At 69.5% G+C, this 22,156-nt stretch carries 13 protein-coding genes, 2 pseudogenes and 2 CRISPR repeat arrays; of the genes and pseudogenes, 3 read left to right on the top strand and 12 right to left on the bottom strand.

Annotation, left to right across the window (positions count from 1 at the left end):
• Positions 1–74: 74 nt before the first annotated feature.
• From DVH02_RS35935 to casA, 9 genes and pseudogenes are all read right to left on the bottom strand, one after another.
• Positions 75–794: pseudogene (locus tag DVH02_RS35935) on the bottom strand (tyrosine-type recombinase/integrase); the annotation flags it as partial.
• A 13-nt stretch (positions 795–807) separates the two neighbouring features.
• A pseudogene (locus tag DVH02_RS35930) lies at positions 808–924 on the bottom strand (DNA-binding protein); the annotation flags it as partial.
• Positions 925–966: 42 nt separating this feature from the next.
• A CRISPR array of direct repeats spans positions 967–1,605; the repeat unit is 29 nt; unit sequence GGGCTCATCCCCGCATGCGCGGGGAGCGG.
• 415 nt (positions 1,606–2,020) lie between these two features.
• Positions 2,021–2,371: a type I-E CRISPR-associated endoribonuclease Cas2e gene (gene cas2e / locus DVH02_RS06710; RefSeq protein WP_114622769.1), complete on the bottom strand. Its 351-nt coding sequence runs from the start codon at positions 2,369–2,371 to the stop codon at positions 2,021–2,023.
• Positions 2,368–3,378, bottom strand: a complete 1,011-nt coding sequence (cas1e, locus tag DVH02_RS06705) for a type I-E CRISPR-associated endonuclease Cas1e (protein ID WP_114622768.1) — start codon at positions 3,376–3,378, stop codon at positions 2,368–2,370. Before cas1e ends, cas2e begins: the two co-directional genes overlap by 4 nt.
• The gene (gene cas6e, locus DVH02_RS06700; protein WP_114622767.1) at positions 3,375–4,088 is read right to left on the bottom strand and encodes a type I-E CRISPR-associated protein Cas6/Cse3/CasE; all 714 of its coding nucleotides are present in this window, start codon (positions 4,086–4,088) and stop codon (positions 3,375–3,377) included. Before cas6e ends, cas1e begins: the two co-directional genes overlap by 4 nt.
• Before the next feature lie 2 nt (positions 4,089–4,090).
• On the bottom strand, positions 4,091–4,819 hold the full coding sequence (gene cas5e, locus DVH02_RS06695; protein WP_114622766.1) for a type I-E CRISPR-associated protein Cas5/CasD: 729 nt from the start codon (positions 4,817–4,819) through the stop codon (positions 4,091–4,093).
• Complete coding sequence (gene cas7e, locus DVH02_RS06690) at positions 4,816–6,036, bottom strand: type I-E CRISPR-associated protein Cas7/Cse4/CasC (RefSeq protein WP_114622765.1); 1,221 nt, start codon at positions 6,034–6,036, stop codon at positions 4,816–4,818. The genes cas5e and cas7e overlap by 4 nt, the downstream gene beginning before the upstream one ends.
• Entirely contained in the window at positions 6,033–6,755 is a 723-nt protein-coding gene (casB, locus tag DVH02_RS06685; protein WP_114622764.1) for a type I-E CRISPR-associated protein Cse2/CasB, read from the bottom strand. Before casB ends, cas7e begins: the two co-directional genes overlap by 4 nt.
• The gene (gene casA, locus DVH02_RS06680; protein ID WP_267899051.1) at positions 6,752–11,404 is read right to left on the bottom strand and encodes a type I-E CRISPR-associated protein Cse1/CasA; all 4,653 of its coding nucleotides are present in this window, start codon (positions 11,402–11,404) and stop codon (positions 6,752–6,754) included. The genes casB and casA overlap by 4 nt, the downstream gene beginning before the upstream one ends.
• 685 nt (positions 11,405–12,089) lie before the next feature.
• On the opposite strand from casA, the gene DVH02_RS35060 reads away from it, so the two are divergent.
• Entirely contained in the window at positions 12,090–12,248 is a 159-nt protein-coding gene (locus DVH02_RS35060; protein ID WP_158575846.1) for a hypothetical protein, read from the top strand.
• A gap of 133 nt (positions 12,249–12,381) precedes the next feature.
• A CRISPR array of direct repeats spans positions 12,382–13,082; the repeat unit is 30 nt; unit sequence GGGCTCATCCCCGCACGCGCGGGGAGCGGT.
• 1,086 nt (positions 13,083–14,168) lie between these two features.
• Here DVH02_RS35060 and DVH02_RS06675 read toward each other — a convergent pair.
• The gene (locus tag DVH02_RS06675) at positions 14,169–14,507 is read right to left on the bottom strand and encodes a thioredoxin family protein (protein ID WP_114622763.1); all 339 of its coding nucleotides are present in this window, start codon (positions 14,505–14,507) and stop codon (positions 14,169–14,171) included.
• Between the two features lie 80 nt (positions 14,508–14,587).
• Entirely contained in the window at positions 14,588–16,042 is a 1,455-nt protein-coding gene (locus DVH02_RS06670) for a DEAD/DEAH box helicase (RefSeq protein WP_114622762.1), read from the bottom strand.
• A gap of 878 nt (positions 16,043–16,920) precedes the next feature.
• Between DVH02_RS06670 and DVH02_RS06665 the strand changes: the two genes are divergently transcribed.
• Positions 16,921–19,389: a glycoside hydrolase family 2 protein gene (locus tag DVH02_RS06665; RefSeq protein ID WP_114622761.1), complete on the top strand. Its 2,469-nt coding sequence runs from the start codon at positions 16,921–16,923 to the stop codon at positions 19,387–19,389.
• Between the two features lie 18 nt (positions 19,390–19,407).
• Positions 19,408–20,445, top strand: a complete 1,038-nt coding sequence (locus DVH02_RS06660; RefSeq protein ID WP_114622760.1) for a LacI family DNA-binding transcriptional regulator — start codon at positions 19,408–19,410, stop codon at positions 20,443–20,445.
• Positions 20,446–20,458: 13 nt separating this feature from the next.
• Here the strand turns inward: DVH02_RS06660 and DVH02_RS06655 are convergent, their stop codons facing one another.
• On the bottom strand, positions 20,459–22,069 hold the full coding sequence (locus tag DVH02_RS06655; protein ID WP_114622759.1) for an FAD-dependent oxidoreductase: 1,611 nt from the start codon (positions 22,067–22,069) through the stop codon (positions 20,459–20,461).
• Between the last annotated feature and the right edge of the window lie 87 nt (positions 22,070–22,156).

Here is a 22,156-nt window from a genome sequence, read left to right as displayed (position 1 = left end):
TTCGATTCTCGTCACCCGCTCCGTAGCAAAGCCCCAGGTCAGTGGCCTGGGGTTTCCTTGTTGTCTAGACCGGTCTAAGCGTCACGCACCATCTCCGCAGCACCTTGACCGTCTTTCGGCTGCTCAGTCCGGGGGGCACTCGCGGCCCGGACCATCTTGTCCAGCCCAGCAGCTACGTCTTTCTGCCGCTCGTGATCGGAGTGCTGATAAATCAGCGCGGCCTTCTCGGACGACTGTCCGGCCCGGACCATCGCGTCTTTGAGCGTCGCCCCGGAGCGGGTGGCCATCGTGTGTCCGGTGTGACGAAGACCTTAGAAACGGAAGCTGTCAGGCATCCCCACCGCGCTCCGCGCTCTACGCCACTTCCGCCCAAAGGATGAGCGCCGGAACGGCGCCCCTTTCTCCCCGACGAACAGCAGCCCGTCCGGCCGGCACTCAGCCCCGGCGCCGCCTTGCGCACCCGAATGCTCATGACGTCCAGGTCCACGTCCTTACGGCGCAACTCCGCCTGCCCCTCGGGCCGCAAGGGACCGTACGCATCCAGGTAAACTATGAGGCGCCACCGGATTCCGACCGCGGCGGCGAGCGCGTCCACCTGGTCCACCGTGGCGATCTCCCGTTCCTCTGGCGACTCCTTGCCCGCGCCCCGGATCCGGCAGGGATTGCGGCGGATCAGTTCGTCATCGGTGGCGGTTTCCAGGATCGCCTTCAGCAGCCAGCAGCCGGTACGACTTGGCCACGGTCGTCGCTCCAGTGGCCTTACGGCGTTCCACCGGCCACTCCCGCACCTTGGGAGCACCCTCCTTGCTACGGCGGCGGGGGCGGGGCCGGATGGGGCTCAACCGTGTTGGCCACGACGTACGCGGAGAGCAGGCTCTCCGCGATCCGGATATGGCGACCGACCTTCACGAAGGTGATGCGGCGCGGGGAGTGGTGCGAGGACCGCCGCGAAGACGCGCTGGAGCAGGGCTCATCCCCGCATGCGCGGGGAGCGGCGGTACTGGATCCGCAGGTGCGAAGGGTGGCTGGGCTCATCCCCGCATGCGCGGGGAGCGGTCAAAGTCCGCGCCGCGCCCCGGCCCCTGGTTGGGCTCATCCCCGCATGCGCGGGGAGCGGCGCTGCTCGGTCTGGAGGACGCCGCCGATCATGGGCTCATCCCCGCATGCGCGGGGAGCGGTGGCCCCAGCAGCGATGGCGTCGCATGCCTTCAGGCTCATCCCCGCATGCGCGGGGAGCGGCGCTGCGACGGCACCGGGGACGACCCCGACCTGGGCTCATCCCCGCATGCGCGGGGAGCGGTCGCCGCCGCAGATGCGGATGATGCACGCGCTGGGCTCATCCCCGCATGCGCGGGGAGCGGGGGGTTGAGGCTGCGGATGAGGGTGCGGCGGCGGGCTCATCCCCGCATGCGCGGGGAGCGGGGCGCCGCCCTGTGCGATGTCGATCCCGAGGAGGGCTCATCCCCGCATGCGCGGGGAGCGGTCGGTCTTGGTCTGCGCTTCCTTGAGGCGGTTGGGCTCATCCCCGCATGCGCGGGGAGCGGCGGGCCGCATGTGGTGTACCCGGTGGTGAATAGGGCTCATCCCCGCATGCGCGGGGAGCGGACTCCGTGAGCTGCACTTTCATCAAGGGGCAACCCCTATTTCAGCAAGGATGAGAGAAAGGGGCATACGAGACAAATGGTCGCGCCATTCGTCAGACATGCCTCCAAACCACAGGCTACGTGTTCACACCAGAGGTTTCGAGTGAGGCTCCTACGCCCCCCAGAGATGGCCCAGCTCGAACTCTCACGTGTGCCGTGCATTTCGCAGTACACCGAGAGTGAGGACGGTGTCGGCGGTTCCAGCCGCTCGGGCATTACTGCACACCGACCCGCCCACCGCACTTCCCGCCGTCCCGTGTCGACGCCGAACTCGCCGGCGCCACGGGCACACGGGGGTTTCACCGCAACGCTGCTGTCAGTACAAGCTCCCCGCGCAAACGCAAACGCAACCGGACAGTCGGCCCGTTGTGAGGGAGTTACGGCGCCCGATTGCCGAAACGGCGACGCTTGGACGCCTTGCTCCAGCCTGTGGAAGGTGATGAGCGGGCAGGACGGTCGGAGGGGCGGAAGATGAGGGTAAGGCCCTCGTGGTCGACGGGATGCCATTTGTGGTCATGGGTACGGAACGCGTAGCCCTGCTCGGAGTTGGTTGAGTAGGCGAGCAACGCGCGACCGTTACCGGCGTACTGGCGGACCTCGTCCCACAGGGCGTCCCGAATGCGGGCGGAGGGATTGCCCAGGAAGACACCGGGAGAGATTTCCAGGAGCCAGCGAGTAAGGAACCCGCGCAGGCCGACCGGGCAGTGGGTGAGGACGATGACCGTCACCAGACGACGCCGTCCCGCGCCAGGGCGTCCTGAGCCCCGATGTCCTGAACCAAGGTGCCGCCCTGGCCGCCAGTTTGGTCTCCGTAGTTGCGGCCGGCGGCCACCTCGGCGCCCCGGTCGGACAGGAGGGTGACCTGGTCGGCGTCGGCCGACAGGTCGGCGCCCGCGGGTGCGAGCAGTCCCTGGATGTCGCGCACGCACCGGTCGAGCAGCCCGGTGGTGTTGATCCGGTCACGCAGCGCTCGCCGAGTGCGGGGGCCGATGTCCTCCTCACCCTCTGCGGCGACCTCGAAGGCGATGGGAATGCCGATGTCCGTTTTGTAGAAGTCGGCCACGTCGAGGACGAAGGACAGTTCGTGGCCCGAGTGGACAAATCCGAGCCCTGGACTGCACCCCAGCGCCGCGACCACGGTCTGGGCGACGCCGTACATGCACTGCGCGGCGGCGGTGACGGCCTGATTCGCGGCGTCTCCGGAGCTGAAGTCGCCGGGGGTGAATCGGCGGCCACGCCAGGTAACGCCCGTGCGGGCGGCCTGCTCGGCATAACAGCGCTTGACCCGATCGCCCTCACGGCCCAGGAGCTGACGGCGGGTGCACCCGGCCGGGTCCTCGTCAGGGAAGCGAAGCCGGTACATGGCCCTGGCGACATCGAGCCGGGTCCGCTGGTTCGCCCAGGCCACGGCCTGGGCCTCCATGAGTGCGGAGGAACGGCTCAGCGCCCGGCCGCCGGCATAGAAACGTACGCCGTTCTCGCCGACCCATACGACCACGGCCCCGCTCTCGCCGAGAACCGCCATGGCCTGGTGGGTGATCCGCGTCCCCGGGCCGAGCAGCAACGTACCGATCGTCGCCGACGGGAGGTGACGTACTCCCTCCGCGTCCTCGGCGGTGATGGCGTTGGCGTCGCGGTGCACCACACAACGTTCGAGGTAGACGAAGGACAGGCGGTCACCGACGCGGGTGAGCTGTCGCGGACCGGAGGCCGGACGGCGGCTGATGGTGGTCACCGGCCACGCTCCGCAGGAGCCAGGGTCATGAGCCCGCAGCCGTACGCCTTGGCCTTGCCCAGACCGGAGGTGAGGGTGCGCCGGAGTGCATCGGGATCGAGGACGCGGAGGCGTCCGTCGAAGGTGACACGGGTCAGCGTCACCTTGTGCGCGCGGGTGACGGACTCGTCCCTCTTACGGAAGGCGAGGTCGCTGCGGTTGTGGACGACGACCTCGTGCCACGCGGCGTCGAGGCCGTCCGGCCGGGGTTCCGGCTTTTCCACGATGGCGAAACCGGCGTCCGTCTGCCGTTTGAGCAACCAGTCCAACTGGTGCCGCGGGGTGACGTGAACGGTGCGCTTGGTCGCCTCGGCGGCATGCCGTCGGATGCTGTGCACAGGGTTCGCGGTAAGCCGGAAGGCCCAGGTGTCGTCGGCGGCGAGGCGCGCGAGAAAGGGCGCGTACGGCTTCGTCTGCCAACCGCCCGTCGTCGGCCAGCCTGCCTGCTCCACGAGATGGGTGAGGTCCGGCCGGTCGGGACTGACAACGTAGAGCAGCACCTCACTGGGGGACTGATGGTCCAGACGCCACAGCACCCGGGGCCCGCCGCCCTGGTGGTCGGGCTTCTCCGCAAAGGACGCCATGACTGCCGCGTGCAGGCTCTGCGGCGAGGTCAGCAGCCGACGGGCGCCCCTGCGCGCGGTGTTGAAGCGGAATCGAGTCAGGAACATAGTCAGCTTTCCAGTAGCCCCATCGGATCGTGTTTCGGCGGTACGAAGGTCCTGCGGGGCGCGCTGAGCGGATTGGCGACGGTGACGACACTGGAGCGGACGCAGCGCAGACCGTACCGGCGGTGGCGCGGATCGAAGCTGAGCGGTTGGTCCCGTACCGCGTCGCCGGGCCCCTCACCGGCGACGAGATCGGCGATCACTTCGAGTTCGACGCGTCGCTCACGGACATGGCGGCGCTGGAACCAGACGGATGCCTGCCAGGGCTCGGCACTCAACGCCTTCCACAGCCCGCCGCGATGCGCACCCAGATCGATCGGGCGGGACGGCGGACAGGAGCGACGGCCGAGGAACGGCAGGAACGTCGGAGCCCGGACCCCCCTGTATAGCGCGTCGATCAAGTCCTCGTCCCCTTCGACGGCGGCGACGAAGACCGCGTCGGAGAGGTAGAAGCGTTCGGAGACCGGCATGGACTTGCCGGTCTCGCCATGGTGCGCGGTCTGGTAATCACGCACTCGGGTACCCGGCTGGTCGAGCCGGACGGCGAACGTGAGGGCAGCAAGATCCGAGACGTCCGCGCCGCGGTCACGGCCCTGGGCAGCCGCGAGCAGACCGAGCACTCCGCTCTTGGTGGGCGCACGCTCGGTCGAACGCCGCGCGAAGCGCGAGGACGCGCCCCAGGACTGGAGCGGGCCCGCAAGGCGCAGAGTCAGGACGTTGGTGCGTTCCCTCATACGGGGCGGCCCTGGCCCTTGAGCCCTTGCGCCGCCATCCGCGTGGCGACCGCATCGCCCACTCCGTCCAGCAGACCGCTGATGGTGACCGCGGTGCCGACCGCCGCGAGCGGTTCGGTGGCCGCCCCCGCCCTGAGCACCCAGCTCGGATCGTCGGAGACCTCGTACGCCTTCTCGATGTCGGAGACGTGCGCGAGCAACTGGGCGCACGCGCCCCGCAGATAGCCGCCGCAACCCAGGGGAGCCAGTACAGGTTCTTCGAAGGCCGAGACGTAACTGATGGGCCTCGCCGAGCGCAGGGTGACGATCACCGCTTCGGGAAGCGTGTGGTTACCGAATGTGTTGATCTTCCCGGTGGGCATGGACGCCACGAAGCCGTGCAGGAAAGCCCGCACCGCTCTCCGTACCGGCTCGTCCAGCGGCTGATCAGGACGGCTGCCGACACCGAGGTTGTCGCGCAGCCGGTCCACGTCCAGGGCGGCGTAACGATAGAGAGTCGCCGAGTTGAAGTCGACCGTGCCGATCATGCCGGCGCCGGACTCCTCCGCCTTCTCGTTCTGGTCGTCCACCGCGGTGAAGTAGTCGGACTCGTTCTCGACCTGGTGGACGCTGATGGCATGCGCTACCTGGGCCGCGGCATCGACGTTGAAGTCGGTGGAGTCGGCGACCATCCGTCCGAACAGCGCAATGTCCACGGAGTGCCGGGTGTCGGCGATCCCGCGGGCCTTGTCCTTGTTCTCCTTGACCTTCAGGTACGCCTTGATGTCATCGGCCCCCGCGACCGCGAGGCGGGCCAGGCCGTCGATCTGGCGTGAACTGAGGAACATCAGGTACGAGGCTTCCGGCGGCGGTTCGGGCTCGCCCTTCTTCTTCGCGCTCTCGGCCTTCCTCCGCGGCACCTCGATCTTCGAACCCGTCGCGGCACAGAGCGTTTCGGTCGCCAGTGCCACGGCCGCGGCGCCGTCCAGCGAAGGCTCCGCAGCGTTGATCCGCTCGGCCAGCAGCTCGGCCACTCGGCGGGTACGAAAACCGAGTTCGTCCGGGTCGAGAAGGTCTTGGAACGCTCGTCGGGTCGCCCTCTTCCATGCCTGGCTGGAAACGCGGGCGCGGCGGACGCCACCGTAGACCGCCGTCTTCGGGGTGCCGGTGTCATCGCGGTTGAGGTTGCTCGGCGGCACGGTCTGAAGCACGTGCACGTCGATGATGGTGCGGCTCACGGTGTGTGGTCCTCCGGGGTGGTCATGTCGGGGTCCTGCGTGCCGTCGCTGTCGCCCGGCGCGTTGCGCCCCGCCGTCGCCGAGCCGCTGTCCGACGCGGGCCGGGGGGCAGCGAGGTAGGAACGGCCCCAGGAACGGCGTACCGACTGAGTTCCGCCGGGGCTCTGCCAGGTCTGGAGCTGGTCGGCCAGCAGTCCGTAGTCAAGTGCGATGGCCTCGCGGCGCAGCAGGAGAACCAACTCGCGCAGCCGTCCGGCGAGGACCACGGGAGTGGCGGCCGCACCCGCTCGGACGAAGCGCTTCCGCGTCGGCTCGTCGATCTCTGCCCCGGGAGCCAGGCGACGCACGGCGGCACCGAGTTCAAGGCCGGGCCTGCGGTGCATGCGAGCGGCATGGTGGGACTGCTGGTGAAGCGACCACAGGGTGACAGCGGCGTGCGCCGCTTCCTCGGCCTGCTGCAGGGCGCCCTCGGTCAGCTCACGCCGCTCGTACAGCTCGTGCAGGGGCTCCGTGCCGATCAGACCCCACAGGTCGGCGGTCTCACCGGCAGGCCGGCCGATGCCGCGCCGCAGCCGTGCCAGTGCGCCCACGGCGTCACTGCGGTCGTCCAGATAGCCACGCTGCAGCCAGGTGATGTGCTGGTGGACAGCGGCGCCGACGGGACCGAGGGGTGTCTGCCGCGTACCGGACGTGACGGGGGCAGGAAGGCCGGCGGTCATACCGGCGACTCCACGGAATCCGGTCGGGCGGGTGGCGGACCCGGTTGGCCGTGATCACCAGCAGTCAGGAATCCGACGAGCCTTTTACGGAAACGGAGTTCGGCCGCGGCGTCATTCAGCCATCGTGATCCGTCTCGGGTCTCCACAACGCGTCCCTCCCAAGCAGCGGTTCCGACGTCGTCCAGCAGCCCCGTCCCCAGGTCACCGACGATGCGGTGCACCTTTCGCTTCCAGCGGCCGCGGTGCTCTTCCGGGTCGGGGGCGGTGCCCAGGTCCCGCAGCCAGCGGCGGTAATGGGTGTCGAGGGTGCCGAACCCTAGATCGCGAGCAGCGCCCTGGCGCGGTTCGGGAGCGGTCCCGGACGCCAAGGCGAGGTCGGCGGCGAGGTCGGCGAGACAGCCGACGGCCTTCTCCGCGTCCTTCAGGGCGTCCACGGCCTTCTGCCTGTATCGCCGGTCGTCGTGGTGGAGCAGCACCACGGGCATCAGGACGCCGTCGTCCACCACCTCGTCGATCACCGACTGCTGGGTGCCGTACCGGGCGCCCACGATGCGGGTGCGGATGAGGTGGCCGCGTGGGAGAAAACCTTCGGTGGTCAGCCGGGCGATCCACTCCACGATCAGAGGACGCAGCCGCTGGGCGCCATCCTGGCCTTGCACCGTCCCCGCCTCCCGTCCGGTGAGGAGTCCCTCCATCCCGCGCCAGGCCATGCGCGAAGGATCGTGCTCCTGCGGCAGGTAGACACGCGCTTCGCGGCGCTTCTTCTCCTGCGCGGGACTGCGGCGCCAGCCCGTCATCGGTTCGTACGGCAGCTTGTTGTGCGGTTCGAGACGGTCACCGTAGGCGAGCACTACGCCGTACACACCGTCGGCGTCGTGGTGCAGCCGGATACGACGGGACTGCCAGGTGTACAGATCCCGCAACCCGTAGGGGCGCTGCGCGAGGTCCGGGTCCTCGGCCGGCCCGCACGGCTCCGCCCGCCACGTCGGCCGGTCGGACTCGTCCGTGTGCAGGCCGACGGTGTCCGCGGCAATCAGGTTCAGCAGCAGTGTCTCGTGCAGGGTGTCCCCTTCCACAAGGACACCGCCGAGGTTGCCTGCCCACGCCACACCTTGTGGATAACCTTTCCCCTTCTTCACCCTGGGATCGTCCACGGCACCCGATTTGATGCCGGAGGGGTCGAACGCCTGGGCATGTACCAGCCACCGGGCCGCCTCCGCGAAGCCGAGCCGGTCCACCTCAGGCATGCGCATGCTGAAGAACGGTTGTCCATTGGGCACGTCGGCCACGATGCGGTTGAGGGAGGAGATCTCTTCCTTGGCCGTACGCAATCCGGCGACTTGGAAGAACGGATGTTGGGGGTGTAGCAGATCGAAGCGCTCGCGGTGCAGTTGCAGGTACTCGGCCGCAGGACCTGCGTACAGCGTCCGGGACAGCCACAGCTCCTCCCACACGTCACTGTCGGCCGGGGCCGCGCCTTTGCCGCCTCCGTCGAGAGCGTCATGGAGGATCGCCAAGAGCAGCCGTGTCAGAGCGAAGTCCTGGGTCGGCAGATCTCCGACCAGCCGACGGATGTCGCGCGCCTGGTCGAACACGTCGAGCAGGGACAGCTCACGCTCGGAGCCGTCGACGAACTGGACGGGCAACCACGGACGATGGGTCAGGTCGAAGGACCGTGCTCCTGATATCGAGAACGCATCCTTGCTCGGCTCCTCGCCCGTCACCAGCAAGCCCTCATCCGGGTCGTAGGCCAGACGCCAACCCGCCAGCCGGGTCGTGCGGTCCTCGTCGAGCGCAAGGATCAGCTCCCCGGCGAGCCAGTGGCTCTCCTTCTCCTGCCACGCGGGGATGTACAGCTCTTCCAGCTCCGTGAGGGCCTGGCGCAGCTTGTCGGGATAGGAGAAGTGGTAGGGCAGCCGCAGACCGCTCGCAGCGGCTGCCCGTGCGGCACGCGCGAACGGCACGGCTTCGGTGGGCAGTTCGAGACCTCCCATGCCCTTGTCCAGCCAGGGCAGGGTGCACAGGGTGCCGTCGACCCGGCGCATCACAACCACGACCTCCAGGCTCTCCCGGCTGTCCCGGACCTGCGCGCGTCCGGCCCTGCTGTCATCCGCATCACCGACCCCTGCGCCGATCCAGCCGATGAGCGGCCTCCCCGCCTTGCGCACCTCGTCCAGCCGGAAGACCTCGGCATGACGCTGCTGCGTGGCGCGGGCTTCGTGGTGGAGGGCCCGTGCGGGACCGACGGTCTGCTCCCAGTAGGGCGGACAGGGTTCGTCATCGCCGTATGCCCGCTGGACGAGAGGGCTGATGTCCTCCGGCAGTCGCACCGGCCGGCCCGGTTTCCCCGGGGCACCGAGGTGCGGGGATAGTACGGCGAGGGACCGCAGCAGCGGATACGCACCGTAGACCGTGCGCGAGCCCCTGACGGGCGTGGGCGCGGGCTCCGTTCGCCAGTCGACGCCCGTAACCAGGCAGCGCGGCTTCCGCAAACGCGGAGGACGTTGCGCCTGCCGCTCCCCGCGCGAGTGACGGTGCAGCCGCCCCATCCGCTGGAGCAACAGGTCGACGGGGCACAGGTCGGTCACCAGCAGGTCGAAGTCCAGGTCCAGCGACTGCTCGGCAACCTGGCTGGCCACGACTACGTGCGCCTCCCGCGGCCGGTGCGGTGACCTGCTGTCACGGTCTGGTGGTCCGAACCGGGTCAGCAGCGAGGCGTCCTTGCGTGCTCGGTCGACATCGATGAAGCGCGCGTGCGCGACGGTGACCTGTTCGGCGCCGAACCTCGCTCTGAGAACGGCGGCAGTATCCGTCACCCGGTCGACCGTGTTGCGGACGACCAAGGCGCACCCGCCGTCCGCGAGTTCCGCTGCCAGACGATCCGCCAGTACGGTCTCGTCGTCTGCCAGGCGCTCCAACACCACGTCGGTCCGGCGCCCGGAGGCGGTGGGAGCTGCCTTCACCGCCTCCGCGGCGGGTGCGACGGCAGTCAGAAGCGGGTAGTCCGTGGCGTCGGCGAGTGTATCGGCGCTACTCCCCGTGTACGCCTCGGCCAACTCCTGCCGCCGCCCGGCCGGAAGTGTCGCCGACAGCACCACGACGGGAACGCGATACGCCCCGAGCCAGGACAGCACCCGGTCGAGATAGGTGTTCATGTATGCGTCGTAGGCATGCACCTCGTCGATGACGACGACCTTTCCGGCCATCGCCAGGTGCCGCAGCGCCACATGTCTGCTCTTGAGGCCGGTCATCAGCAACTGGTCGATCGTCCCGACCGCGAACGAGGCGAGCAGGCCCTTCTTCCGTCCCCGGAGCCACTGGTGCGCGACGAGGTCGGCGGAAGCGGACTTCTCGGCGTCGGCGGGACGTTCGTCGTCGCCGTACGCGTCCACAGCGGCAATGGTGCGATGGCTGTCGCGCGTCAGGGCGGCGTAGTCCTCCTGGAGCGCTGCCTTCGCATGCGCCAGCAGGATCGAATGCCGCCCCGAATGCCGCTCGGGCGAGGGCTCCCGTGCAGTGGACGACGTGAGTGCCGAAAGCCGGTCGAGCCAGTCCAGGAGCCGCGGGAACATGGCGTTGCTGGTCGCCATCGTCGGCAGGGCCACGTAGCACCCGCCGGCGCCCGAGCGAGCCGCGAACACCTCCGCCACCGCGAGGGCCGCCTCGGTCTTCCCCTCCCCCATGGGCGCCTCGATGATCAACATCCCGGGTTGTTCCATGCCCCGGGCCATCGCGAGGGCCTGCTCCTGCACCGGCCGCACCACGGCACCAGGTGGCAGCTCGAAGCGCGCGGCGAACAACTCCGCTGCCTGGCCGAGCGGTTCGGCCGGTGACCACGGCGCGGGCAACCTCAGTCCCCGCCACGCCGCGGCCACCCGCTCGGTGTCGCTCCGGGGATGCTCTTCGGGAAAGTACGGGAAGAGATCCGGGTTGCTGGCGATCCAGTCGCACACGATGACGGTCGCTGTCAGCAGCACTTGGACCGGCTGGGGCAGCTTCACCCCTCGCCAGTGAGCGAGCCGGTCGTCCACCCCGAAAACGTCGGCGCACGCATCCAGTAGTTCGTTCTGCACACGCTGCCAGGCGGCCTCCGCGGGACCCGGTGTCCGCAGCAGTTCGGGATGCGCCTCAAGGTTGTGGATCTGCATGTGGTCCGGTGGTACGCCGTGGTGGCCGCCAGCCATCACAGCGAACTGGGTGGAAGCCCTGCGGGTCCAACCGCGCCGTTCCTCCAGCCACTCCTGCAGCAACACCTGCCCAGCCAGCCCGTGCGGCGCCATCCCGCGGTCGTCGCCGAACTGCTTGCGCGTGGGCATACCGAGGCCGGCTGCGCTCATCACATCAGCCAGATCGTCCACTTGGCACGCGAACGCGGGCGTGGCCTTCCCAATGTCATGAGTCCCCGCCAGCCACACGCACAACCGCCGGCCATCGGCATCCCCTTCGGGAAGCGGCTCCGCGACGAGTTCTTTCACGTTGCGCGGCAGCCAGTGATCCCACAGCAACCCGGCGACAGCAGCACTGTCCGCCATATGGCGCCACAGTGGTAGCCACTTCGCGGTGGCCCGGTCGTGCTTGGCCCACACGGTACGGGCGGCGCCGGCCAAGCGGTCGCCCAGGTTTGCCGACTGGTTCCTTTCGTCACGCACAGCGGTTATTCAACAGGAGCTTGGATGCCTTCACGGACCACAGGACACAGTTGATCAATATCTGTCTCTTGCGATCAGAATCCACCATTCCAGCAGGGTGATCCGTCTCTTATCAACGGAGCAACGCACTCACCAAGGCAAGGTCACCAAGGCAAGGTCACCAAGGAAGGTTCACCAAGGTTGAACGATCGCCCACTTCACACAGCACACGGCGTCAAAGCTCCGGGAGGAGCTGCCGTATAGTTCAGATAGACACCTGCTTCCCGTCTTCACGGGACACCTCGCCCGGCCAAAACATGCGCACCATCGAAAGCTGGCAGGTGCGGATAGTAAGCCGGTACGAAAAACTGGGTTCGCCATTCCGGAGCACAGCCGGATGACCCCATGGAAGGCGCCATACGTCAACGCCAGCCGCTCCCCGCCTCTGCGGGGATGCAGGCGTAAAGCAACATGGAAGGCGTGATGCGACCACGCGCGTGTCACCTCCCCGCGTGCCGCCACGACCGGATACCGTCGAGCAATGACATCCCGAACTCAACCCGTCAACAGGCGCCATACTCCCTCCACTCAGGGGACGAGGGCCTCTCGATTACTTCAGGTTCAGCCATCCCCGCCTCTTGATTGCACCTGCCGCACACCAGTCCGTATGCGAATTTATCGTGGAGGGATCTTGTACGCTAATTCCATGAACGCCTTCATGGCCGTTCTCTTCTGCATCGTCATCGGCTGCACGACCATCGCCGTCGTGACGATTCAACGCGTCGACTCGGCAGCAATCCCCGATGTGCTGCGCGAATTGACCACTCTGCTGAGTATCCTGCTGGGCCGCCACCCCCACCAGTAGAGACCATCATCGCGCCAACCTCTGGGGGTGCGGCTGCCCGCTCCGTACGGGACCGTCTCGACCCGAGACGCGGGTCCATCCCCGCAGGCGCGAGGGAGCGGTCGTCGACCGGGGTGGCGCCGGGCGAGTAGCTGGGCTCATCCCCGCACGCGCGGGGAGCGGTTGGTCTGCCTCAAGACTTGGTTGCGCTTGACGGGCTCATCCCCGCACGCGCGGGGAGCGGTCGTCGGCTTGCTGATTGAGGGCTTCGTTGGCGGGCTCATCCCCGCACGCGCGGGGAGCGGTTCCCGTAGTACTTCGCGGTCCAGCTCGGGATGGGCTCATCCCCGCACGCGCGGGGAGCGGTCCCAGTCCGCGCCACGCCCGGGTCCCTGGTTGGGCTCATCCCCGCACGCGCGGGGAGCGGTCCCAGTCCGCGCCACGCCCGGGTCCCTGGTTGGGCTCATCCCCGCACGCGCGGGGAGCGGTCATCGAGATGTTCTCTTCTCTCGGGGATGTCGGGCTCATCCCCGCACGCGCGGGGAGCGGGGACTTGTCGTACGTGTGCGTCTCGATCGGCTGGGCTCATCCCCGCACGCGCGGGGAGCGGGCGATGTAGATCGGGTCGCCGACGGACTCGCCGGGCTCATCCCCGCACGCGCGGGGAGCGGGATCAGGAGACCCGCCGGGGCCTCCCGCGCACGGGCTCATCCCCGCACGCGCGGGGAGCGGCACCCCTCACCTGCGGAGATGCTCCACATGACGGGCTCATCCCCGCACGCACGGGGAGCGGAATTCAGCCCAATTACTCATCTTTGGCACGCTGGGCTCATCCCCGCACGCGCGGGGAGCGGACTCCGTGAGCTGCACTTTTATCAAGGGGCAACGCTTGTTTCAGCAAGGATCAGAGAAAAGGGCATACGCAATAAAAACGGGCATGTTGTTTGCCAGAGACATCCCCACACCACAGGCTACGCCTTCACACCTCGGCGTCCCAGGTAAGGCCCGCCACGGGATCCACCCACAGACGGCCCGGCAAGGGTGGTCGCGCTCCCTTGCTTCGAGTTGAGACTGAACCGCGAGCGAGCAGAAGCGCTCCGCTCCTTCGCGAGGGCACACCGCCCCGTGGCCCCACACTCGAAGCCGCACGCCCTACCGACTGAGGGGCACTCGAACCGGCCCTCGCAGTTACTCTCCGCGACCCAGCCCCATCCCAGCCCTCCAGGGCGGTACACGAGGGTCAGAAGCGGTCAATCCAACCGGCTCCCGTACACCTCGCGGACACACGTAATCCCTGGTCAGGGCACTGTCGCGCTCCGGAGCGCCGTTGATTCCCAAGCTCAGAGCGCGAGTTCGATTCTCGTCACCCGCTCCATGACCGGCCCCCCGGTCAACACCCCGGGGGTTGTTTGTTTTCTCAGTCAATTCGAAGACCGCGCGCCACTTGTGCACCACATCTGGCGGCCAATCGGTGCAATGACGCGAGTCTGGGAGACCTGCCGAGTTTCCGTTGGAGCGCGTCCTTGAATCCGGAGATCCGCTTCGGCGGGACGTGCGCCATACCTTCGGCCCGCTCCGAAATCACTGAACGTCGCGGCTGTTGATCGCCGTACCAGCCCACCGCCGAGCGGACAGCACCGAGCATCCCATGTGGCGGTTCGGCGGTTCGGGAGCTGACGTCACGTCGTTTCGGCCCCACGACGATCGGTCCATCCAGCGTCAGGTCCGGCGCACCGTATCCGCACGACGTGGGCCGCCGTCGGCCACGTCAGGCCCGTCCACGCGCACGCGGGCGTCGCGTGCTGGTAGATCATGGCCCGCCTTCGCCGAGGACCGGTGGGCTCGGACAATGTCGTCCTTCTACGTGCCGTCCAGCTGGGTGACGATGGTGCCCCGGGCGGTCGCTGCGGGCACCGCCTCGCCGGCCGGTGTGCGGCCTGCTCACAGGTGGGCGTCCAGGAATTCCTGGAGCGCTGTCATGGACATCGGGCCGCCCCCGGCCGCCCTCGCCTCGCCCCGATCGATCAGCACGAAGGAAGGTGCGCCCGTGACGCCGTACCGCCGTACGGGGCCGGGGCACCGTGCGATGTCGGCCCGTACGGCGATCAGTCGGCCCTGGTAGACGTCGGCCGCCTCCCGCACCAGGGCGTCCATTTCCTTGCATGCTGCCGCGGCCTTGGGCCACACCCCGTAGAAGTACGCGAGCACCGGCACATCCGCCCTCGCCAGGATGAACTCGAACTCGGCTTCCTCATGCGGCCGTTGGACTCTGTTCGTCATCGGCACTCCTTGACGCTCCACCCGGTGCGAGGCAGTACGTGCCTCCTTGTGTCTCCCGACCGCGACGGCCGTACCGCCCGTCAGCGGGCCCTGCGCGCTCGGGCGGCCTTGCGGGCCTCCGCCATCGTGCGTGCCTCCGCGGCCTTGCGGGATTCCTTCGGCGGGCGGCCCGCGCGGGTGCCCAGCCCCCGGAACGCCGCGTTGCCGGTCTTCGACCCGTCCTGCACCGGCGGGCGCTTCGCGCCCGTGATGCTGGTCAGCCTCTCCTCGCCGGAGCGCACCTGAGCGACCGTGGGCCGGATCCCGGCATCCGACATCATCCGGTTCACGTCCCGGCGCTGGCCGGGCGTGACCAGCGTGACCACGCTGCCGGACTCCCCGGCACGCGCGGTGCGCCCGCCGCGGTGGAGGTAGTCCTTGGGGTCGGAGGGCGGATCCACGTTGACGACAAGGTCCAGGTGCTCGACGTCGATGCCACGGGCAGCGACGTTGGTGGCCACCAGCACCGTGATCTCCCCGTCCTTGAACTGGGCCAGCGTGTGCGTGCGCTGCGGCTGCGACTTCCCACTGTGCAGCGCACCCGCCTTTATGCCGCTGCTCCGCAAGTGGCGGGTGAACTGGTCCACACCGTGCTTGGTGTCCAGGAACATCAGCACCCGCCCGTCCCGAGCCGCGATCTCGGTGGCTGTCACGTACTTGTCGGCGGGATGGACGTTCAGTACGTGGTGCTCCATCGTCGCGACCGAGCCCTCCGCCCGATCGACCGCGGCGAACACCGGCTCACTCAGATATTGCCTGACCAGCTGATCGACGTTGCGGTCGAGCGTCGCGGAGAACAGCATCCGCTGCCCGCCGGGGGGCGTCCGGTCCAGGGCCTCCGAGACCTGCGGCAGGAAACCCAGGTCGCACATCTGGTCCGCCTCGTCGAGCACCGCGATCCGCACCCGGTCCAGGTGACAGTCCCGCCGGGCGACGAGATCGGCCAGCCGTCCCGGCGTCGCCACCACCACCTCGGCACCCGCCCGGAGCGCCGCCACCTGCCGACTGATCGCCAGCCCGCCGACGACAGTCACCGAGCGTAGCCCGAGGGCCTCCGCGTAGGGAGCCAGTGCCTCGCTCACCTGTTGCGCGAGTTCCCTTGTCGGCACCAGAACCAGTGCGAGAGGGCGCTTCGGGTCGGCGCGCCGACCCGCCGTACGCGCGAGGAGCGCAAGCCCGAAGGCGAGGGTCTTCCCCGAGCCGGTCCGCGCGCGGCCGAGGACATCACGGCCGGCCAGCGCACTCGGCAGGGTGGCCGCCTGGATCGGGAATGGCTCCCGTATCCCGAGCCCCGCCAGCACCCCCATCAGCTCGACCGGCAGTTCCAGCTCCGCGAAGGAGCCGGCCGGTGGGAGGCCAGGCTCCCGTGTCCCCGGCACCGAGACCTCGCCTCGCAGGGCCCTCCCCTGGTCGGGTCCGCCGGGTCCGCCGGGTCCGTCGGGTCCGCTGGGTCCGCCGGGTCCGGAGCGACCGGAGGACGACTGTTTCGCCTTCATTGGGGGTTCCTCGTTTCGGCGCCCTGAACGGACCTGGGCCCGTGCCTTGTCCGGCACGGGCCCAGGCTCTCCGCAAGCGTGCCCCAACCTTACCAGCGCGGGCCTCGGGCCGGTCGTCCCGCGGCCCGGCCGGGCGCCCGCCCCGGGGATTGTCACGCGCTGAAGGCCAGTGAGCCCCTCGGCATCCGGGATGCTCCTGCCGAGCGGTACGAGGGTTCCTGCCGTAGGTGGCCGGACGCTGGACGTGACTGACCTCGCAGCGAGAGGCAGGGGCAGCCGAGGGCGCCGGGCAAGCAGGCAAGCAGGCGACGGCACCGCACAGAGCCGACGCACCACTGTCGCAGGGCCGCACCGTACGGGCAGGGCCAGGGCCTCGACGCACGGTCCGGGCCCGCTGCCGTACCGGGGTCTGCGACCGTACCGAACGAGGCGGCCCCCACTCAGCTCTCGGCCGACCACCGGCGTCTCCGCCGACCACCCGGGGATGCGCGTGTCACTACGTGCCCGTCAGGACGGTGAACAGCGGAAAGCCGGGCCCGAACGAAGCCACTGCGGCACGCTCCCAGGGCCGCGTTTCCCAGGCCGGAGGCGGCCAAGCCTGCGCGGTACTGGGTGATTCCCCAGCTCAGAGCGCGAGTTCGATCCTCGTCACCCGCTCCACACCAAGCCCTCAGGTCAATGGCCCGGGGGCTTTCCTGTCGCAGCCACCGCCGCAGGGTTGCGGGACCTCGCTGGGCGGCCGGTGGGCTGGCGGGCTCGTGGATGCCGCACGCGCCCGGACGCGGCGGCGCGGGGGGAGCGGCCGGGGCCTGTCCCGATTGACCTTAAGCGCTTAGGCTACGCTGGAATCCCCTGTGACCCGGCGAGGAGGAGTCCGCATGCGCACGACGTTGGACCTGGCAGGACGTTGGACGTGGACAGTCGTTGCCGACGGCCTGACTCCGGTGCCGGAAGCGGCCGTCCCGCTCGTCGGCCGGGCCATCGACGCGCGGGTTCCGGGGGCGATCCACCTCGACCTGCTGGCAGCGGGCCTCATTCCCGATCCCTTCGTCGACCAGAACGAGGACGACGTCTCGTGGGTGTCGAGGTGCGACTGGGGACTCAGCCGTACGTTCGCCGCCGCCGTCGGCGCGGAGCGGATCGACCTCGTCCTCGACGGTGTCGACACCGTCGCGTCCGTCGCGGTCAACGGGCGGACGGTCGGAAGCACCCGGAACATGCACCGTTCCTACCGGTTCGACATCACAGCGGTCGCGGCCGAGACGAACGCCGTCGATGTCCGGTTCACGTCCGCGTACACCGAGGCGGAGCAGTGGGAGCGCGCGCTCGGAGCGCGGCCCAGCGCCTATCCGCAGCCCTTCGCGTTCATCCGGAAGATGGCGAGCGGCTTCGGCTGGGACTGGGGACCGACCCTCCCGGGGTGCGGGCTGTGGCGTGACGTCACGGTGGAGACGTGGAGCACGGCGCGGATCGCCGCGGTCCGTCCCCTGGTCGACGTGTTCAAGGACACCGGCATCCTCACCGCCCACATCGACATCGAGCGAACGGTCTCGGGGGCGGCACTCCCGTTGCACCTGGAGGTCGAGATCGCCGGGCAGGCCGTCCACGCCGAGGTCCAGCCGGGCGAGGACTCCGCGACCGTCGTCGTCGCCGTTCCCGGCGTACGGCGGTGGTACCCGCGAGGGCTCGGCGCACCACACCTGTATCCGGTCGAGGTCTCGCTCCGGTCCGGGAAGGAGCGGCTCGACGAGCACCGCACACGGGTCGGCTTCCGGACCGTCGCCGTCGACCGGGAGCCCGACACCCACGGCACCCCGTTCGTCGTGACGGTGAACGAACGCCCCCTGTTCGTCAAGGGCGTGAACTGGATCCCCGAGAGCGTCTTCCCCGGGGCGGTCACCGCCGAGCGCGTCCGGACCCGTCTGGAGCAGGCCGCCGACGCGAACGTCAACCTCGTCCGCGTATGGGGCGGAGGGGTCTACGAGAGCGACGCGTTCTACGCGGCGTGCGACGAGTTGGGCCTGCTCGTGTGGCAGGACTTCCTCTTCGCGTGCGCCGCCTACCCCGAGGAGGAGCCGATCCGCTCCGAGGTGCTCGCCGAGGCCCGCGAGAACATCGTGCGGCTCAGCTCCCATCCCAGCCTCGCCCTCTGGAACGGGAACAACGAGAACCTCTGGATGCGCCTCGACAAGGACTGGGCGGCGCAGCCGGGAGGTGAGCTGACCTGGGGCGAGCGGTACTACCTCGAATGGCTCCCGGACCTCGTCCGTGAACTCGACCCCACCCGCCCCTACACGGAGGGGAGCCCCTGGTCGGGCAGTTGGGCGTACGAGCCGAACGACACCGACCACCAGACGTTCCACTCCTGGGACGCCTGGAACGAGGACGACTACGCGGTCTACCGGGACAGCTCTCCGCGCTTCGTGTCCGAGTTCGGCTGGCAGGGCGCGGCGGCCTGGCGAACGCTCCGGGACGCGATCACCAACCGTGAGCTGCGTGTCGACGCCGAGAACGTGCGCCACCATCAGAAGGCCATCGACGGGCACGCGAAGCTCGCGCGCAACCTCGCCCGGCACCTCCCGCCGACGGAGGACTTCGACCGGTGGCACCTGCAGACGCAGTGGATGCAGGTCGAGGCGGTCCGCACCGGCGTGCTGCACTGGCGCGCGAGCTGGCCGCGGACCACGGGCACCATCGTGTGGCAGCTCAACGACCTCTGGCCCGTCACCTCGTGGTCGGCGATCGACAGCGCCGGACGCCGCAAGCCGCTCTACTTCGCCCTGCGCGACATGTACGCGCCGCGGGTCGTGTCCATCGAGCCGTGTGACGGCGCGTCACAGCTGTGCGTCGTCAACGACGACGACGAGGCGTGGGACACGACGGCGCACCTCGCCCGGCGGCGTCTCGACGGCGAGCCCGTCGCGGAGCGGTCGTACGCGCTCTCGGTTCCGCCGCGTTCGGTGACGCGCGTCCCGCTGCCGTCGGCTGTCGCCGAGTCGCCGGATCCGGGCGCCGAGTTCCTCCTCGCGACGGTCGACGACGCGCGGGCCTTCTGGCACTTCGCCGCGCCGGGGGACGCGCGGCTCGGCGGAACGCCGCTGGAGGTCACGGTCACCGCCGTCACGGGCGGGCTGGACATCGGTGTCCGCTCGCGTCACCTCGCGCGCGATGTGCTCGTCCAGCCGGACCGGATCCATCCCGGGGCGACGGTCGACCGTGGCTTCACCACCGTGCTGCCCGGGGAGACGGAGATCTTCCGGGTCCGCGCGCCGGAGCCGCTCGACGCCGCCTCGCCACAGGCGGCCTTCGTCGTCGCCTCGCTGAGGGATATCATCGGTTCCGACTGACGGGAGCTGGCATCGGTGATGACGAGCGCTCCACAGACCCGGCGGGTCACCATCGCGGACGTCGCGCGCGAGGCGCGGACGTCGACCGCGAGCGTCTCCTATGCTCTCAACGGCCGGTCCGGTGTGTCGTCGGCCACGCGCGAACGGGTTCTCGAAGTGGCGGCCCGGCTCGGCTGGTCGCCGGCGAGCGCCGCCCGCACGCTGGCGGGCGCGGGCGCGGACACGATCGGTCTGGTGCTCGCCAAGGACCCTCGTGATCTCTCCGTCGAGCCGTTCTACATGCAGTTCATCGCCGGGGTGGAGGCGACGCTCGCGTCTCGTTCGATGGGACTCCTGCTGGAGGTCGTGCCCGACGCGGGCGCCGAGGCCGACGCGATCCGGCGCTGGCACATGTCGCGTCGTGTCGACGGCGTCCTGCTCACCGATCTGCTCCCGGATGATCCCCGTATCTCCGTCGTGTCGCAGGCCGGCCTGCCCGCGGTCGTCGTCGGCGACCCGAGCGTCGCGGCCGGACTGACGACGGTGTGGACGAACGACGCCGAGGCGACGCGGCAGGCAGTCGAGCATCTCGCGGCCCTCGGCCATCGACGCGTCACCCGTGTCGCGGCCCCCCGCCGCTATGCGTACACGGCCATCCGCGACGACGCGTTCGAGCAGGCCGCCCGCGCCGCGGGCCTCGAACACGACATCGTGCGCACCGACCTCTCGCAGGATTCCGGTGCGGCGGCCGCGCGTACCGTGCTGTCGTCGCCCCGGGCGCCGACGGGTCTGCTGTTCGACAACGACGTCATGGCGGTCGTGGCGCTGACCACCGCACACGAACTGGGTCTCGCGGTCCCCGGCGACGTCTCCATCATCGCGTGGGACGACTCGCTGCTCTGCCGTCTCGTGACACCGGGGCTGACGGCGCTCGGCCACGATGTCGTCGCCCTCGGCGCCCATGCCGCGCGCCGGCTTCTCGACGTCATCGACGGTGCGGCCCCGTCCACTCATCAGGACGCGACCCCGACGTTGCGGTGCAGAGCCTCGACCGGTCGTGCGCCGGTCGAGGTCTGACCTTCGCGGCGCGCTACCAGCGGAGCGCGGGATCCCACCGCAGCTGCGCGCCTCCGCGTTCGAGGTCGCGCTGGAAGTCGCCGAGCCGGTGCGCGTCGGAGCGCACCGCGGACGGCTCCAGGCCGTGGTCGAGGCAGTACGAGGCGAGGGCTCCCACGGCCTCGCCGATGGACCACTCGACGGGCTGCAGCCGGTAACTGCCGTTCGAGATGTGCGTGGTGCCGATGTTCTTCGCGGCGGGGAGAAGGTTCCGTACGCGCTGCGGCAGGAGGGCACCGAGCGGGATCTCGAAGGGCTCCGGCAGGCCGCCGCCACCCGCGCTGCCCCCGGTCGTGGCGTGCCGGTCGATCCAGTAGTAGTGACCGACGCCCACGGTGTCCGGGTAGCGCTCGGCGCCCCGGCCGTCGCGGAGATCCCGGTCGAAGTCCTGTTCGAGGATCGTGCGCTCCGCTCGGATGCGGCGTGACTCCCGGAAGTACGGCGTCATGGCGAACCCGTCCGACGTCCCGGTGACGCGCGGCGCGAGGCGCAGTCCTGGCCAGCCGACGCCGCCGTCGGGTCGCGGAGCCTCCGTCTGCAGCCAGTAGAGCAGCGACCGGCTCAGCGCCTTCGACCGGTCCCAGTGGACCGCCGCGTCGTCGCTGCCGAACACCGTACCGCCGGCGTAGTCGTTCATCGGCCAGTTCACGATGACGATGTCACTCTCGTACGCGCCGTCCTCGAACTGGCGCCGCGCCGCGACGCGGCGGTAGTTCCACAGCTCGGGGGCTCCGCCCATGTTGCGGTGGTCCACGTCGATGGCGAACGGGTCGTCGTCGTCGTTCACGCGCAGCGTGTACTCCCTGGAGATCGATCCGTCGTGGGCGGCACGGCGGAACCCGAGTATCTTCTCGCCGTCGAGCTGCGGCGGTCGCCACTCGCGGAAGAAGCCGTAGTCGTCGGGCCGGTCGATGGTGTGGTCCTGGCCGGCGAGGTGCTCGACCGCGAAGCACCAGGTGACGCTCTGCATGTCGAGGGGATCAGCGGTCTCGGGCGCGCCGGGCTCACCGGTCTCGCCGCGGGACTCGCGGCCGGTGACGAACTCGACTCCACCGAGTTCCAGGAGGTCGCCCAGCTCGGTCGCGTCCAGCACGAACGGCGCGCGGAGGTCGTGCGCCTCCCCCGCGCGGTCGCGCACCGTCACCGCGGTGACGCGGTCGCCGTCGGTGTGGACGGCGACGGGGGACGTCTCCAGCATGAGTGTGAGCCGTCCGGACGCCTCGTACGGGCGCAGCATGCTGTGGATCACCGCGAGGATGACCTTCGGCTCGACGCTGAGCGGACTGACCCACGCCGCGCCGGGGTTGAGGTGCTGGTCGGTTCTCGCGGCCGCGGTGAGCGGGTAGTAGGTGCGGTAGTGCTCGCGGACGAGTTCGCGGAACTGGGCGTAGCTGCGGTTGCGGCCGGTCGTCTCGATGCGTCGGTGCTCGTCGCTGGGCACCAGTTGGGCCGTCAGCTGTCCGCCCAGCCACGGTGTCCGCTCGGTCATGAGCACCGATCTGCCGCGGCGCAGAGCCGCGAGGGCGGCGGAGACGCCGCCGACGCCGCCGCCGACGATGAGAAGGTCTGCTTGCTGTCCTGTCACGGGAGAACACCTTTCTTTCCCGAGAACTCTCGGTAAGTTTCCCGATCATACTGAAGTGAAATCTCTCAAGGCGACGCCGTTCGCCGT

The sequence above is a fragment of the Streptomyces corynorhini genome (genome assembly GCF_003346515.1).
Lineage (GTDB): Bacteria > Actinomycetota > Actinomycetes > Streptomycetales > Streptomycetaceae > Streptomyces > Streptomyces corynorhini.
The sequence above is the reverse complement of the archived record's forward strand: the minus strand, read 5'-3'. Positions and strand labels throughout refer to the sequence as shown.

What these genes read in the sequence shown, in the direction of transcription:
- cas6e (WP_114622767.1), bottom strand. Translation starts at nt 4,088, where the DNA reads ATGTTCCTGACTCGATTCCGCTTCAACACCGCGCGCAGGGGCGCCCGT.
- cas5e (WP_114622766.1), bottom strand. Translation starts at nt 4,819, where the DNA reads ATGAGGGAACGCACCAACGTCCTGACTCTGCGCCTTGCGGGCCCGCTC.
- casB (WP_114622764.1), bottom strand. Translation starts at nt 6,755, where the DNA reads ATGACCGCCGGCCTTCCTGCCCCCGTCACGTCCGGTACGCGGCAGACA.
- DVH02_RS35060 (WP_158575846.1), top strand. Translation starts at nt 12,090, where the DNA reads ATGAACGCCTTCATGGCCGTTCTCTTCTGCATCGTCATCGGCTGCACG.
- DVH02_RS06675 (WP_114622763.1), bottom strand. Translation starts at nt 14,507, where the DNA reads ATGACGAACAGAGTCCAACGGCCGCATGAGGAAGCCGAGTTCGAGTTC.
- DVH02_RS06670 (WP_114622762.1), bottom strand. Translation starts at nt 16,042, where the DNA reads ATGAAGGCGAAACAGTCGTCCTCCGGTCGCTCCGGACCCGGCGGACCC.
- DVH02_RS06665 (WP_114622761.1), top strand. Translation starts at nt 16,921, where the DNA reads ATGCGCACGACGTTGGACCTGGCAGGACGTTGGACGTGGACAGTCGTT.
- DVH02_RS06660 (WP_114622760.1), top strand. Translation starts at nt 19,408, where the DNA reads ATGACGAGCGCTCCACAGACCCGGCGGGTCACCATCGCGGACGTCGCG.